Source organism: Microbacterium sp. LCT-H2 (genome assembly GCF_001866135.1).
Taxonomy (GTDB): domain Bacteria; phylum Actinomycetota; class Actinomycetes; order Actinomycetales; family Microbacteriaceae; genus Microbacterium.
In genome coordinates, this window is record NZ_MODW01000001.1 from 626,831 (window position 1) to 640,962 (window position 14,132).

The 14,132-nt window shown below is 71.3% G+C and carries 12 protein-coding genes; 6 read left to right on the forward strand and 6 right to left on the reverse strand.

The genetic code is table 11. The annotated features are described in order from the left end of the window. Nucleotides 1-3: 3 nt before the first annotated feature. Nucleotides 4-1,821: a beta-galactosidase family protein gene (locus tag BK819_RS02950; protein WP_083391630.1), complete on the reverse strand. Its 1,818-nt coding sequence runs from the start codon at nucleotides 1,819-1,821 to the stop codon at nucleotides 4-6. A gap of 93 nt (nucleotides 1,822-1,914) precedes the next feature. Here BK819_RS02950 and BK819_RS02955 point away from each other — a divergent pair, with 93 nt between their 5' ends. Further along, nucleotides 1,915-2,949, forward strand: a complete 1,035-nt coding sequence (locus tag BK819_RS02955; RefSeq protein WP_071327785.1) for a LacI family DNA-binding transcriptional regulator — start codon at nucleotides 1,915-1,917, stop codon at nucleotides 2,947-2,949. 9 nt (nucleotides 2,950-2,958) lie between these two features. On the opposite strand, the gene BK819_RS02960 is transcribed toward BK819_RS02955, so the two are convergent. The 3 genes from BK819_RS02960 to purM are packed head-to-tail and all read right to left on the reverse strand — an operon-like array spanning nucleotide 2,959 to nucleotide 6,872. Then, nucleotides 2,959-4,281: a CynX/NimT family MFS transporter gene (locus BK819_RS02960; RefSeq protein WP_071327786.1), complete on the reverse strand. Its 1,323-nt coding sequence runs from the start codon at nucleotides 4,279-4,281 to the stop codon at nucleotides 2,959-2,961. Then, entirely contained in the window at nucleotides 4,281-5,753 is a 1,473-nt protein-coding gene (gene purF / locus BK819_RS02965; protein WP_071327787.1) for an amidophosphoribosyltransferase, read from the reverse strand. Before purF ends, BK819_RS02960 begins: the two co-directional genes overlap by 1 nt. Before the next feature lie 6 nt (nucleotides 5,754-5,759). Next, nucleotides 5,760-6,872: a phosphoribosylformylglycinamidine cyclo-ligase gene (gene purM, locus BK819_RS02970; RefSeq protein ID WP_071327788.1), complete on the reverse strand. Its 1,113-nt coding sequence runs from the start codon at nucleotides 6,870-6,872 to the stop codon at nucleotides 5,760-5,762. 304 nt (nucleotides 6,873-7,176) lie between these two features. Between purM and BK819_RS02975 the strand changes: the two genes are divergently transcribed. The 4 genes from BK819_RS02975 (at nucleotide 7,177) to BK819_RS02990 (ending at nucleotide 12,334) form a co-directional block, all read left to right on the forward strand. Then, nucleotides 7,177-8,574, forward strand: a complete 1,398-nt coding sequence (locus tag BK819_RS02975) for a DUF5979 domain-containing protein (protein ID WP_143049233.1) — start codon at nucleotides 7,177-7,179, stop codon at nucleotides 8,572-8,574. Between the two features lie 144 nt (nucleotides 8,575-8,718). After that, entirely contained in the window at nucleotides 8,719-10,245 is a 1,527-nt protein-coding gene (locus BK819_RS02980) for an amino acid adenylation domain-containing protein (RefSeq protein WP_071327790.1), read from the forward strand. After that, nucleotides 10,242-11,534, forward strand: a complete 1,293-nt coding sequence (locus BK819_RS02985) for a hypothetical protein (RefSeq protein ID WP_071327791.1) — start codon at nucleotides 10,242-10,244, stop codon at nucleotides 11,532-11,534. The genes BK819_RS02980 and BK819_RS02985 overlap by 4 nt, the downstream gene beginning before the upstream one ends. A 5-nt stretch (nucleotides 11,535-11,539) precedes the next feature. Next, nucleotides 11,540-12,334, forward strand: coding sequence for an enoyl-CoA hydratase/isomerase family protein (locus tag BK819_RS02990; protein WP_071327792.1), 795 nt, complete (start codon nucleotides 11,540-11,542; stop codon nucleotides 12,332-12,334). 63 nt (nucleotides 12,335-12,397) lie between these two features. Here the strand turns inward: BK819_RS02990 and BK819_RS02995 are convergent, their stop codons facing one another. After that, nucleotides 12,398-12,682, reverse strand: a complete 285-nt coding sequence (locus tag BK819_RS02995; RefSeq protein WP_143049235.1) for a hypothetical protein — start codon at nucleotides 12,680-12,682, stop codon at nucleotides 12,398-12,400. A gap of 456 nt (nucleotides 12,683-13,138) precedes the next feature. Here BK819_RS02995 and BK819_RS03000 point away from each other — a divergent pair, with 456 nt between their 5' ends. Next, complete coding sequence (locus BK819_RS03000; RefSeq protein WP_083391632.1) at nucleotides 13,139-13,744, forward strand: zinc-binding alcohol dehydrogenase; 606 nt, start codon at nucleotides 13,139-13,141, stop codon at nucleotides 13,742-13,744. Here the strand turns inward: BK819_RS03000 and BK819_RS03005 are convergent. Then, nucleotides 13,741-14,076, reverse strand: coding sequence for a hypothetical protein (locus BK819_RS03005; RefSeq protein ID WP_071327795.1), 336 nt, complete (start codon nucleotides 14,074-14,076; stop codon nucleotides 13,741-13,743). The genes BK819_RS03000 and BK819_RS03005 overlap by 4 nt on opposite strands. Between the last annotated feature and the right edge of the window lie 56 nt (nucleotides 14,077-14,132).

The window sequence follows — 14,132 nt, forward strand, 5'->3', positions numbered from 1 at the left end:
CACTCAGGAGCCGATGAACTCCTCGGTCTCCCCGAAGGACGGCGCCTCCCGGATCTCCACCATCGCCCCGAGGCCGTCGGTGTCGAGCACCACGATCTCGTTGCGGCCGGCACGCCACAGCGGCGCGGGGGCGTAGAGCGTCTCCTGCGGGCCCACGCTCCAGTAGCGTCCGAGCAGGAATCCGTTCAGCCACACCAGGCCCTTGCCGCCACCGGGGAAGGCGAGCCACGCGTCGAGGGGTTCAGCGATATCGAACTCGGCGATGGCGAGGCCGTCCGTTCCGCCCGACCCGACGGTGTCCGAAACCGGTGCCGTCTGCGGCAGGAGGCGATGCGTCCAGCCGTTCACGAGGCGGCGGCCGATCATCACCCCGCGCATGATGCCCTTGCCCTCGCCGGTGTACGGCCCGTAGTTGATGCGTCCGAGGCTCTCGACGACGAGCGTCAGCCGACCGGAGCCGCCGTCAACGGGGAGAGCGAGGGACGTCTCACCGTCCCGTTCGAGCACACCGAGGCGGCGGTCATCGAAGAAGACGATCGCGCGATCGTGCAGGCCGTCGACGGTCAGCGTCGCGTCGTCGGGGAACGACACGTCAGCCTCGTAGGCGACAAGGCCGTCCTCCGCCCCGAGCTGCTCGAAGGTGAGCGGGCGGGGCGAGAGCGCGCCCACCGCAGGGGTCGCCCGCACGACGTCGAGCAGGCCCGCCCGTGGCTCCAGCGGGGCGGAGGCCGCGGACTGCCGCCGCGGCTGGTCGGGAACCGGTGGCAGGCCGTCCGCGCGGTAGGGCGCGAAGAGCGCGCGAAGCGCATGGAACTTCTCCCCGAGCGTGCCGTCCTCGCCGATCGGGGCGTCGGAGTCGTAGCTGGTCACCGTGGGCTGCAGCACGAGGTCGTGGTTCGCGCCGTTCCACAGGCCGAAGTTGGTGCCCCCGTGCGCCATGTAGAGGCTGACCGAGCCGCCCTCGTCGAGGAGCTCTCGGATCGTCCCGCCCATGCTGTCCGCCGAGCGCACGTGGTGCCGCTCGCCCCAGTGGTCGAACCAGCCGCCCCAGAGCTCGCTGCACATGAGCGCCTCCCCGTGCCGACGCAGGGAGGCCGCCACCGGCACCCCGGTGCCGAACGTGAACGTCGTCATCGCACCCGGCACGCTCCCGTGCGCGATCATGTCCGGGGTGATCCCGTCGGCGGTCGTCAGCATCTCCACCATCCCCCGTCGGCGGAGCCCGTCACGCAGGTGGGCGAGGTAGGCGGCGTCGCTGCCGAACGATCCGTACTCGTTCTCGACCTGGATCGCCACGATCGGCCCGCCGTACGCCGCCTGCAGGGGCACGAGCCGCGGGAGCAGCGCGTCGTACCAGGCGTCGACGGCGGCGAGGAACGCGGGATCGCTCGTCCGCAGCGCCGAGACCCTGCCGGTGAGCCAGAAGGGCAGCCCACCGTTCGACCACTCCGCGCAGATGTAGGGACTCGGCCGGAGGAACACGTCCAGGCCCACCTCGCCCGCCAGCCGCACGAAGCGCTCGACGTCCCGCCAGCCGTCGAAGCGGATGTCCCCCTCGACCCGCTCGTGGAAGTTCCAGGCGACGTAGGTGTCGACCGTGTTCGCGCCCATCGCGGCGAGCCGGCGCAGGCGGTCCTCCCACTGGTCGGGGTGCACGCGGAAGTAGTGGATCGAGCCGGACAGGATGCGATGCGGCACACCGTCGCGGAGGATCTCCCCGTCGTGCCAGGACAGGGCGGGAGCGCCGGAGACAGCGGCGGCGGTCGGCGCGGCGACGGCGGTGGAGGAGCCGTCGGAAGCCGCGGCGAGAAGGTCGGACATTGCACTCCCAGCTGAATTGTTTGCGTTCACATTATCGCATCGCCGAGGTCCGCGCTCCCTGGTTTTCCGCCGATGGATCGCTACCATTGGGCTATGTCACCTCGCCGTCCGAAAGACGACCGCGCCCCCAGCCAGGTCGACGTCGCCCGCCTCGCCGGCGTCTCCACGCAGACCGTCTCGCGCGTGATGTCCGGGCAGGACAACGTGCGGCCGGAGACGGCGCGACGAGTGCTCGCCGCGGTCGAGGAGCTCGGCTACCGGGTGCACGCCGCGGCGGCGTCGCTCGCCTCGGGCCGCACCCGCGTGCTCGGCGTGATCGTCGTCTCGACCGACCGCTACTCCTCCGCCGCGCTCGGCGTCGGCATCCAGCAGGCCGCGGCGGCGAACGGCTACACCGTGACCACGGCGGCGGTGGCCGACCACGCCTCGGACGACGCGTTCCTCGAGGCCTTCGATCGTCTGGAGAGGCAGGGAGCGGAGGGCATCATCCTCGGCGTGCCGATCGCCCTGGACACGCCGGCGATGCGGGCGCGTACCGAACGGACGCCCGCCACCCGCAGCGAGCGCACCTCCCTCGAGGAGGACGCCCCGCTCGCGGTCGACCAGCGCGCGATCGCCCGCCTCGCCGTGGAGCATCTCCTCGACCTCGGCCACGAGACCGTATGGCATGTCTCCGGCGACGACTACTGGACGGAGACGCAGCAGCGAAGCGAGGCCTGGGAGCAGACGCTCCGCGAGCGCGGCATCGTCCCGCCGCCCGTGATCCCGGCGGACTGGACCCCGGAGTCGGGGTACCGTGCCGGGCGGACCATCGCCGCGATCCCCGAGGCGACCGCGGTCTTCGTCAGCAGCGACGAGATGGCGTTCGGCCTCATCCGCGCCCTGCACGAGGCCGGGCGCAGCGTGCCGGAGGACATCTCCGTCGTGAGCGTCGACGACATCGCCCTCGCCGCCTACGCCTCCCCCGCCCTGACCACCGTCCGTCAGCCGTTCGAGGCCATGGGCCGCGCCGCCGCGCTGCGGCTCATCACCCAGATCGAGGGCCACGACCCGATCGGCGAGATGCCCTCCACCGACCCGCAGCTCATCGTGCGCTCCTCGACCGCGCCACCGCGCGTCACGCGCTGACGGCGATCGTCACCAGCGGCCGTGACGCCGCTCCCACTCGTCCTCGATCGTGCGGCGCCGACCGGCGATGATCCCCGCGGGCACCGAGACGACCAGCACCCCCGCCACCACGAGAAGCGGCACCTGCCACCCTCCGCTGGTGTCGTGGAGGAGGCCGACGAGGAGCGGGAACACCGCCGCGATCGCGTAGCCGATGCTCTGCACGAAGCCGCTGAGGGCGACGGCGCTCTCCGGCGTGCGGGCGCGGATGCTCAGGAGCACGAGGCTCAGCGGGAACATGATCGCGGTGAGCCCGAAGATCGCCACCCACAGCGGCAGCGCGATGGTCGGGAAGAGCAGCAGTCCGCCGAGCCCGACCAGGCCGGCGACCACGGCCACGAAGAACAGCGGGCGGGTGGCCTGGAACCGCACGACGAGCACCGGCACGAGCATGGAGCAGGGCAGTCCGACGAGAGCGAACAGCGAGAGCAGGAAGCCGGCGGTCGCCGGGGTCACCCCGCCGAGGTCGACGAGGATGGTCGGCAGCCAGGCGAAGGCGACGTAGGCCATGGTCGACGACGTGCCGAACACGAGGGCGAGCGCCCACGCCAGCGGCAGTCGCCAGAGCCGGCCGAAGACGCGGGGACTCGCCGACTGGGTCGTGATCGGCCCGGTCGAGGCGGCGACCGCGTCGCGCACATCGTCCACGCCGTCGGTGGGGTCGGGGACGAGGAGCTCCGTCGGCACCGGGCGGTCGTCGCCGCGCGAGCGCACCAGCAGGGTGACCCAGGGCACGAGTGCGAGGGCGGCCACCACACCCCACATGCCGAGTGAGATCCGCCAGCCGAGCGAGTCGGCGATGGGGACGGCGACCAGCGGCGGGAGGAAGGTCGAGACCGCGAGCGTCGTGGAGTACGCGGTCATCATGACGCCGAGCCGGTCGGCGAAGTACTTCTTGACCAGCGGCGGCAGCAGGACGTTGCCCGACCCCACGCCGGCGAACACGACCGCGGTCGCCGCGAGCAGACTCCAGGAGTCGGGGGCGAGGCCGCGCAGCAGCATACCCGCCGCCATCAGCACGATGGCCACGACCGCCATCCGCTCCAGCCCGAACCGGCGCTCGAACAGGGGGGTCAGCAGCCCGAACAGCGCGAAGCAGACGGGCGGAGCGGCGCCGATCAGCCCCACGATCACGGGGGCCACCGGGAAGTCCTCGGCGACGTGATCGAGGACCGGAGAGAGCGAGGCGACCGCCGACCGCAGCGAGAACGCGACCAGCACGATCCCGATCAACGCGAGGGCGCGCCCCTGCCAGAGGGGTCGGCCCTGCGGCGCACTCGGGGACCCGGACATCAAGAGGTCTGCGACCCCTCCACCCAGGCGAGGTACTCGTCGGTGACGGTTCCGGTGACGTAGCGGCCGTCGAAGCAGCTCATGTCGAGGTCCTCCAGCGCGGAGCCCTCGGTGATCGCGGCCTTCAGGTCGTCGACCTCCTGGTACACGAGGTGGTCGCAGCCCAGCTCCTCCGCGATCTCGGGGATCGTGCGGCCGTGGGCGATGAGCTCGTGCCGCGACGGCATGTTGATGCCGTACACGTGCGGGTGCCGGACCGGCGGGGCGGCGGAGGCGAAGGTCACCGAGGCGGCTCCGGCGTCCCGCGCCATCTGGATGATCTCCTTCGAGGTGGTGCCGCGCACGATGGAGTCGTCGATCAGCAGCACGTTCTTGCCCTGGAACTCCGTGGACATGGCGTTGAGCTTCTGACGCACGCTCTTCTTGCGCACCGCCTGCCCTGGCATGATGAAGGTGCGGCCGACGTAGCGGTTCTTGTAGAAGCCCTCGCGGTACTCGATGCCGAGCTTGCGGGCGACCTCCATCGCGGCAGGGCGCGACGAGTCGGGGATCGGCATGACCACGTCGATCTTGTCCATCGGCACGTGCTTCGCGATCGTGTCGGCGAGCTTGTCGCCCATCCGCAGGCGGGACTCGTACACCGAGATGCCGTTCATGACGGAGTCCGGACGGGCGAGGTAGACGTACTCGAAGGCGCAGGGGGCGAGGTGCGTCTCGGCGGCGCACTGCTTCGTGAACAGCTCGCCATCGTTCGTGATGAACACGGCCTCGCCGGGCTCGACCTCGCGCACGACCTCGTAGTCGCCGTTCTCCAGCACGAGGGACTCGCTCGCCACGACCCACTCGTCCTTGCCCTCGGCCCCGGGGACGACCGACGGACGACGCCCGAGGATCAGCGGACGGATGCCGAACGGGTCGCGGAACGCGAGCAGGCCGTAGTTGGCGATGACGGCGATAACCGCGTACGCGCCCTCGATGCGGTCGTGCGTCCGGGCGACGGCCTCGAAGATCCGGTCCGGGTCGAGGTCGACCGTGGAGGTCGTGGCCTGCAGCTCGCCGGCGAGCACGTTGAGCAGCAGCTCGGTGTCGCTGGACGAGTTCAGGTGCCGACGGTCGCGCTGCGCCATGTCGGCGGCGAGCTCGCGGGTGTTCGTCAGATTGCCGTTGTGGATGAGGATGATGCCGTAGGGCGCGTTCACGTAGAACGGCTGCATCTCCTCTTCACTGGACGCGGTGCCCTTGGTGGCGTAGCGGACGTGGCCGAGACCGACGTTGCCGAGCAGTCCGCGCATGTCGCGGGTGCGGAACGCCTCGCGCACCATCCCCTGGGCCTTGGCGTTGTGCATGACGCCGTTCGCCTCGGCGGTGGCGATGCCCGTCGCGTCCTGCCCGCGATGCTGCAGCAGCAGGAGGGCGTCGTAGATGTCCTGATTGACCGGGGCAGAGCCCACCATTCCGACGATGCCGCACATGGGCTCTTACTTCGCTCCGTCCGCGTAGGCGCCGACGAGGCGCACTGCTCCACCATCGACGCCCTTGGCGCCCTGTTCGAACTCGCCGTCCGGACGCGAGCCGAAGCCCACCGTGCCGACCTGCCAGGAGGGCATGCCCTCGGCGTTCAGCGCCGCGATCGCGACGTCCTTCTTGTCCGCCGCCACCACGGCCAGGAATCCGATGCCGAGGTTCCAGGTGCCCTCGGCGGACTCCAGCGTGGAACCGGCGATGTCGCTCAGCACGCGGAAGACCGGACTCGGCGACCACGTGCTGCGGTCGACCTCGACCCAGCTCCCCTGCGGAAGCACGCGCGCGAGGTTCGCCGCGATGCCGCCGCCGGTGACATGGCTCAGGGCGTGGACCCCGCGGGAGGCCTCGATCAAGCGCAGCAGCGGCAGCGTGTAGAGGCGCGTGGGCTCGAGCAGAGCCTCGCCCCACGTCGAACCGAAGTCCTCGGCGTTGTCGCCGTAGGAGATCCCGGCACGGGTGATGATGTGGCGCACGAGCGAGTAGCCGTTGGAGTGCAGGCCGCTGGAGGCGACCGCGATGACCGCATCGCCGTCCTGCACACGCTCCGCGCCCAGGATGGCGTCGGCCTCGACCACACCCGTCGCCGCGCCGGCGACGTCGTAGTCGCGAGGGCCCAGGAGACCGGGGTGCTCCGCCGTCTCGCCGCCGACGAGCGCGGTGCCCGTCGCGGCGCACGCCTCGGCGATGCCGCGCACGATGTCCGCGATCCGCTCGGGGACGACCTTGCCGCAGGCGATGTAGTCGGTCATGAACAGGGGCTTCGCGCCCACCACGACGATGTCGTCGACGACCATGCCGACGAGGTCCTGGCCGATCGTGTCGTGCTTGTCGATGGCCTGCGCGATGGCGACCTTGGTGCCGACGCCGTCGGTGCTGGTCGCGAGCAGCGGACGCCGGAAGTCGCGGAGCGCGCTGGCGTCGAACAGACCGGCGAAACCGCCGACACCGCCGAGCACCTCGGGGCCGTGCGTCGCGCGCACGGACGACTTCATCAGTTCGACGGCGAGATCACCCGCCGCGGTGTCGACGCCGGCTTCGGAATAGGGGTTGGTGGGGGAGGCAGCCACTCGAACAGCCTACCGCCCGCGGGCGCCCCGTCGGCTCGCGGCCCTCTTCGCGGGCAGGGCGGATCGAGCGGCATCAATACGTCCTCATCTGTAGCGTAATCATTCACACATGTGAGAGTCTGTCGGCGAATCGGGCGGGCTCGACGACCGGGTGTCCCGGAAAGAACAGGAGAGGTGGATTGTGCGCATACGGACGAAGAGAACGGAGCGACGGCACGGGAGAAGGCGGGGCGCGGCGAGCAGCGCCGTCGCCCTCCTCGCCCTCGTCGGGCTCGCGGTGCCGCCGGCGGCGCAGGCGGCGGAGTTGGATGCCATCACAGCGGCGACGGTGGTGGAACCGACAGGCGACATCCACCTGTACGACACGCTCCGACTCGAGGGCACCTGGGCGGTTCCGGACAGCGCGCAACCGGGGGACACCTTCTCGCTCGCCTTTCCCACGACGCCCCGCCTCGTCGGCGTCTCCTCGACATTCCCGCTGCGGGATCCGGACGGTGCCGTCGTCGGCACCTGCACCGTCACGGCGAGCGCGATCACGTGCACGCTGAGCGACTACGTCCTCACCCATGACAACGTCCGCGGCACCCTGTTCTTCCAGGTGAAGGCGGAGGAGACCACCGACGTCGACACCGTGACCTTCACCACCGGGGACGGGGATCCGATCACCGTGGAGATCCCCGGCGGCGGCGTCGGCCCGCAGCGTCCCGAGCCGGTGCCGACGGACGCGACCAAGTCGGGCGTGCAGACCACCGACGGGAGGATCGAGTGGTACATCTGGGTGCCCGGACGACTCCTCAGTGGAGAGCGGCCGACCCTCACCGACACCGCGACGCCCGGGCTGACCCTGCTACCGGACACCGTGGCCATCGGCTCGGTCGCCACCGACGCGTGGGCCGGCGGCCTGTTCGACCCGGCGGACTTCCACCCGCTCGCGGCGGGATCCGACTTCATCCTCACTCCGGGCCCCGCGAGCTCGGCGTTCACCGTGGAGCTCACGGCGCCGGCGCAGGCCGACCGCCTGTATCGGCTGTCGTATCGGACCGAGCTGCCGGCGGATGCGCACGACGGCCAGGTGTTCGCCAACACCGTCTCCGGGTCGAGCGTCACGACCACCACGGCCACCGTGACGGCGAGCGTGGCGGGCGGCGACGGCGCAGGGGACGGGCGCGGCGGGTTCTCGGTCGCGAAACGGATCGTCGGCGACGGGGCACGCCTCGTCCCGGTCGATACGACGTTCGCCGTCGACTACTCCTACCCCACCGCGGATGGCCTGGTGACCGGCACGCTCACGCTGCCCGCGGACGGCACCGCCCGCCAGGTCGCGCAGATCCCAGCGGGCGCGGTCGTGACGCTGTCCGAGCACACCGCGGAGGCCGTGCCCGGTGTCGTGTGGGGACGCCCGCAGTTCCGCGGTGACGGCGTGACGACGACCGAAGGAGGCGCACGGCTCACGATCGGCGCGGGATCGGTCGCGGCGGTCGAGCTGACCAACCCGACCACGCTCTCCCCGCCCTCCCCGAGCACGCCCCCGACCACCGCGGAGCCGCCCTCCCCGTCGGAGCCGACGCCGCCCGCTCCGCCCGCAGGGCTGGCCGCGACCGGTGGTGACACCGGCGGTCTCATCGGGCTCACCGCGGGGGCGGTGCTCGCGCTGGCGGCCGGGGCCGTGCTCCGTCGTCGTGCGGGGACGCGCCGTGGATAGCAGCTCGCGGGCGCGCGCAGTCGCCACTCCTTACGGTCCCGAAAGAAGTCCGCCGCCCGCCTTCGCGGCTGCTTAGCGTGGGCGGTCCCTCCTCGCATCGCGACCCCGGTCCCGATGCGAGGTCCCGGACAGAGAGGACCAGCGATGATCGAACCGATTCCCACCGAGCGCCCCGACGAACCGCGCCTGCCTTCGCCCTCCTTCGGCGCGCCGAGCGCCGCGCCGTCGACCTCGATCACCGCGCTGATCCAGGCCCGTGCCGCGGAAGCCCCGGATCGATGCGCGGTGGAGCATCTCTCAGCCTCACTCACCTACGGCGAGCTCGACGATGCCTCCTCCCGGCTGGCGCAGCACCTCCGGCAGCGCGGGGTCGGCAGAGGAGACGTGGTCGGCGTCTTCCTCGAACGCTCGATCGCCATGGTCATCGGCATCCTCGCGGTGCTCAAGACCGGCGCCGCGTACGCACCGCAGGACGCGCGCATCTCGCCGCGCGCGCAGCTGGGCCGGATCGCGGAGCAGGCGAGGATGCGCGTCGTGCTCACCACCGAGCGCTTCGTCGGCACCATGCCGGAGGGACTGGAGGTGATCCGTATCGACGAGCCGCGGGAGGCCACGTCGCCTGCCTTCTCCGTGGCGTCCACCCCGTCCGACACCTGCGCTGTCATCTTCACCTCCGGCACCACCGGAGTCCCCAACGGCGTGCAGGTGAGTCACGGCAACCTCGTCAACCTCCTCACCCAGGCTCCCGGCGATCTCGGCATCACCGCGGGCACACGCGTGGGGCAGGTGCTCAACATCGCCTTCGACATGGCCATGTGGGAGATGTTCGGCGCCCTCGTGCACGGCGGCACGCTGGTGATCCGCGGCACGGACATCGCCGCCACCGCGGAGCGCGTCGACGTGCTGGTCGCCACGCCCAGCATTCTCGCCACGCTCTCCTCCCATCGCAGCACGGCACGCACCGTCGTCGTCGCCGGGGAACGCTGCCCGCAGGCCCTGGCCGACGAGTGGGCTCGAGAGCATCGATTCCTCAACTCGTGCGGTCCGACCGAGATCACGATCATCAACACGCTCGTGGAGCACCACCCCGGCCGCCCGCTCACGATCGGCGCTCCCGTTCCGGGGACCAGCGTGTACGTCCTCGACCCGGACCTTCGGCCGGTGCGGGAGGGCGAGAGCGGCGAGATGTGGGTCGGCGGCGCCGGAGTCACCGCCGGATACATCGGCAACCCCCACCTCACCGAGGAGCGATACGTCCCCGATCCGTTCGCGGCGGACGGCAGCCGGATGTTCCGCACCCGGGATGTGGGGCGCTGGACCCCGCGGGGTGAACTTGAGCACCTCAGCCGCACCGACGATCAGGTGAAGGTGCGGGGATTCCGCGTCGAACTCGACTCCGTCTCCCGCGCTCTGGAATCCGCTCCCGGTTGCAGCGCCGCGGTGACGGTGCGCCGGGACGCGCGCAACCTCGCCGCGGTGGTCGTCCCGGCCACCGTCGATCCCGACGCGGCCCGGACGGCCGTCGCGGAGCTGCTTCCTTACTACTGTGTGCCGACAGAGGTCGTGGCGGCGGATCGGCTTCCTCTGACTCCGCGCGGGAAGGTCGATCGTGAGGCCGTGCTGCGCCTCCTCGATGCGGCCGCCGCGACCACGACGAGGGCGGCCGCATGACCGCATCGACCACCGCGACACGACTCGACCGCCGGCGAGCTCCCGCCTCCCGGTGGGCACGCCTGCGCCGTTCCCGGTATCTGAAGCCGTACAACCGGCTCGCCGCTCTGGTCGTCGCGGGCAACGCGCTCGCGTTCGCGCTCCTTCCGCAGCCGACACCGGAGCAGGCCTTCACTGCGGCCGGGATCAACGTGTTCGTCGCGGCGCTTGTCCGGCAGCAGTACGTCATCAACCTGCTCTTCCGCCTGGCGACCGGGGCACCCCACTCGCTCCCCCTGCGCACCCGGTGGGCGCTCGGCAAGATCTACAGCTTCGGCGGGGTGCACGTCGGAGCAGCGATCGGCGCGACCGCCTGGTACGTCGTGTTCACCGTCGGCACCTTCGCCGCGAGCGCGTCCGCGCTGTTCCTGACGACCAGTTCTCTCGCCTCCCTCATCCTTCTATCGATGCTCGTCACCTCTCTTCCCTCTGCCCGCGCGCGCCACCACGACGCGTTCGAGCTCACTCACCGCTTCGGCGGGTGGATGCTCCTCCTGCTCGTATGGGTGCAGACCATCGGCATGCTCGCGCAGACCCAGGCGACACCGGAGCAGTATCTCGGCTCCGCTCCGCTCTGGCTGCTCGCGGCGACGACCGTGAGCATCGCCCTCCCCTGGCTGCGGCTGCGTCGCGTGCCGGTCGAGATCGAGACACCCTCCGGGCATGTCGCGATCGCCCGCTTCGACTACGGGGTCACGCCGTTCGCCGGATCGTCGACCGCGATCAGCCGCAGCCCGCTCCGGGAATGGCATGCGTTCGCCAACATCCCCGCGCCGGGGCAGTCCGGCTTCCGACTGGCGATCTCGCGCGCGGGCGACTGGACCAGTCGGCTCATCGATGACAAGCCCCGACACCTGTGGGTCAAGGGAATCCCGACCGCGGGAGTGGGCAACATCGACCGCCTCTTCACCAAGGTGGTCTGGGTCGCCACCGGCAGCGGCATCGGACCGTGCCTGCCTCATCTGCTCGCCCGCACCGCGCCCGCGCACCTCGTGTGGTCGGCGCGATCACCCGTCGAGACATACGGTCCGTCCCTCGTGACGGAGATCCGCGACGCGGTGCCTGACGCGCTGATTTGGGACACGCGAGCCGACGGCAAGCCAGATCTGCTCGCGCTGGTACGCCAGGCCGTCCGGACGAGCGGTGCCGAAGCCGTCATCTGCATCTCCAACGCCACCACCACCTGGTCCCTCGTCGAGGGACTCGAACGAGAGGGCCTCCCCGCCTTCGGAGCGATCTGGGACTCATGAAAACCATGTACGAGACCATCGACATCACCATCGCGAATGCCGTGGCTCAGGTCCGGCTGTGCAGGCCGGAGCAGAGGAACGCACTGTCCGAGCTCATGATCACGGAGCTCGTGCATGCGGTCGACCACCTGGCCGGCCTCTCTCTCGCGGGCGTCGTGCTCAGCGGTTCCGGGACGGCTTTCTCCGCCGGTGCCGACCTCCGCGAGCTCCGCGCGGGGCGGGAATCGCTCGACCCCGGCGCCGCGGGGCGAGCCGTCGCGGAGCGGGCGAAGGGTCTGATGACGCTCATCGAGAGCGTCCCCTTCCCGACGATCGCCTGCGTACACGGCGCGGCGATGGGCGGAGGCCTGGAGCTGGCGCTCGCCTGCGACACGATCTTCACCACTGCCGACTCGCGTTTCGCCCTGCCGGAGCCGACGCTCGGCCTCATTCCGGGGTTCGGCGGTGTGCGCCGACTCCTCGAACGGGTGGGCCCGGCCCTCGCGAGCGAGATGGTGATGATCGGTCGGACGCTCGACGGCAGTGAGGCGCTGACCCACGGGCTCGCGACACGTCTGGTCACGCCGGCGGCGCTGCAGCACGAGGCCCTCTCCGCCCTCACAGCAGGCAGGCCCCGCTCGCGGGCCGCGACCGCGCTGGCACGTTCCGCCTTGCGCGCAGCCGTCGCGGAGAGCCGCGCCGCAGCTTTCACCGAGGAGACCCGGCTGTACGGCGACGCGTTCGCGCTCGCCGACAGCAGGGACGGGATCGCGGCGTTCCTCGAGAAGCGCCCGCCGTCGTTCCCCACCGACAGCCTCTGAAACGTGGCCAGGGCCCGACTCGGCGCTGCGAGTCGGGCCCTGGCTCCGGCACGGCGAAGGATGTCAGCTCTGGCCCGCGACGTTGTCGCGGGCGTCCTGCGCGCTGCTCTTCACCTCGTCGACGGCGTGGGTCGCGTCGTCGCGGACATGCGCAGCAGCGCCGGCGGCCTCCTCCTTGACGGCGGCGAAGGCCATCAGGCCCACCGCCAGCGGATTCCCCTGGGCCTTGGCGACGGTGTGCCGCCCCGCATCGGCGACCGAGGAGGAGGCATCGCCGAGCCAATCCCCGGCGTCGTCGGCAGCGCCCATGACCCGGTCGCCCCTCGAGCGCACGGCGCCCTTCATCATGAGTGCGCCGTATCCCGCCCCGCCGAGCATCCCCGCCCCGCCGCCGGCACGCGTGGCCGACTGCTTGAGCTCTGAGCAGCGACCCGGGGTCGCGGTCGCCGATCCAGCCGGCGATGCCCTGGATCCGCGTCGACGCCTGGCGAACGAGGTCGGCGGCCACACCGCCGTCGGAGCGCTCCGCCATCGTGCCCAGCTCCCCGCCCACGGAACGGAGTCCGTCCGCGACCCGGCGCTGCTGCGCCGCCGCTTGCTCCGACAGCTCCGTCTTGGTCTGGTGGTACAGGTCTCGCACCTGATCCTTCGCTTCGTGGGCGACGACGTCCGCGGCCTGGCCCTTCGCTGTGTCGGCGACGCCCGCGGCCTCGTGCGCGGCGGTCCGGACGGTGACGCGGCTCACGGAGGGCATTACCGTGCCAGGACTCCGCACGGTTGCCGCACCCGCCTACGATGGGGGCCATGGCCGACAAGCCGCAGTGGCTCATCCGCGAAGACGCGAGCGTTCCGGTGCTCGTCGCGCTCGCGCTGCGCCAGCTGCTGGGCATCAGGGCGCCGCTGGACCTTCCGTCCCTCCGCGACCTCTCGGTGCGTGCCCCCGATGCGGCGGATGCCCCGCCCGAGGTCGAAGCGCAGTGGCAGGGGTACTGGGACATGACCGTGGAGCCCCGGGCTCATCACTCCGGTGTGCCCCTGGAACTGATCGACGGCTTCGACACCCTGGTGGCCCTCCCGGCGAGCGGCGCCGAGGCGCTCTCCGCCGCGATCCGGCCGCATGCCGGAACCGCCCTCCGGTACGCCACCGCCGCGCACGACCGGTACGTCGGGTCGATGAAGAGCCACACCGGCGGGGACGCCTACCGGGCGTACGCGAGCGCGATCGCGGAGTTCGAGCGTGACATCGGACGCCGCGCGCACTCGTTCGAGCTGAACGTGCAGGTGCTGCCGCTGTCCCAGCGCGGGATCTGGTGGATCGGCGACCTCACGGTCGCGGTGACCGACGGGCTCCGCCGGGACGTCGTGGCCTTCGACTCCGCCATCCGGCCGGTGATCGCCGAGCTCGCCTAGGAGGGGTCGGTCGTCGTGTCGTCCTCGTCGACCACGGTCTCCCGGTCGACCCTCACGACGCGGTCATGGCGGCGGGCGATCCGCTCGAGGATGAGGCCTGCCACGCCACCCAGCGCCAGCCCGATCGGCACGGTCCACAGCAGCAGGAAGCCGAAGACCTGACCAGGCGGGTAGACGACGTCGAGCGCCTGCGACTGCTCGAAGCTGCCGACCATCGTGAGGATGCCGGCGGCGATGACGCCCAGCACGACCCCGATGCCCATGAGCACGCCGTACCGCGGCACACGGCGCACGGTCGCTTCGACGGTCTGGTGGGTGTCGTGGGAGGGCATGCCTCCATTGTCCCACCCTCTGCGGGCGTACGCAGCCGCACACGGAACCGCCCTCC

Coding starts and splice junctions, on each gene's coding strand:
- BK819_RS02985 (WP_071327791.1), top strand. CDS start 10,242: ATGACCGCATCGACCACCGCGACACGACTCGACCGCCGGCGAGCTCCC.
- BK819_RS02950 (WP_083391630.1), bottom strand. CDS start 1,821: ATGTCCGACCTTCTCGCCGCGGCTTCCGACGGCTCCTCCACCGCCGTC.
- BK819_RS02980 (WP_071327790.1), top strand. CDS start 8,719: ATGATCGAACCGATTCCCACCGAGCGCCCCGACGAACCGCGCCTGCCT.
- BK819_RS02995 (WP_143049235.1), bottom strand. CDS start 12,682: ATGATGAAGGGCGCCGTGCGCTCGAGGGGCGACCGGGTCATGGGCGCT.
- BK819_RS03005 (WP_071327795.1), bottom strand. CDS start 14,076: ATGCCCTCCCACGACACCCACCAGACCGTCGAAGCGACCGTGCGCCGT.
- BK819_RS02960 (WP_071327786.1), bottom strand. CDS start 4,281: ATGTCCGGGTCCCCGAGTGCGCCGCAGGGCCGACCCCTCTGGCAGGGG.
- BK819_RS03000 (WP_083391632.1), top strand. CDS start 13,139: ATGGCCGACAAGCCGCAGTGGCTCATCCGCGAAGACGCGAGCGTTCCG.
- BK819_RS02990 (WP_071327792.1), top strand. CDS start 11,540: ATGTACGAGACCATCGACATCACCATCGCGAATGCCGTGGCTCAGGTC.
- BK819_RS02955 (WP_071327785.1), top strand. CDS start 1,915: ATGTCACCTCGCCGTCCGAAAGACGACCGCGCCCCCAGCCAGGTCGAC.
- purF (WP_071327787.1), bottom strand. CDS start 5,753: ATGTGCGGCATCGTCGGAATGGTGGGCTCTGCCCCGGTCAATCAGGAC.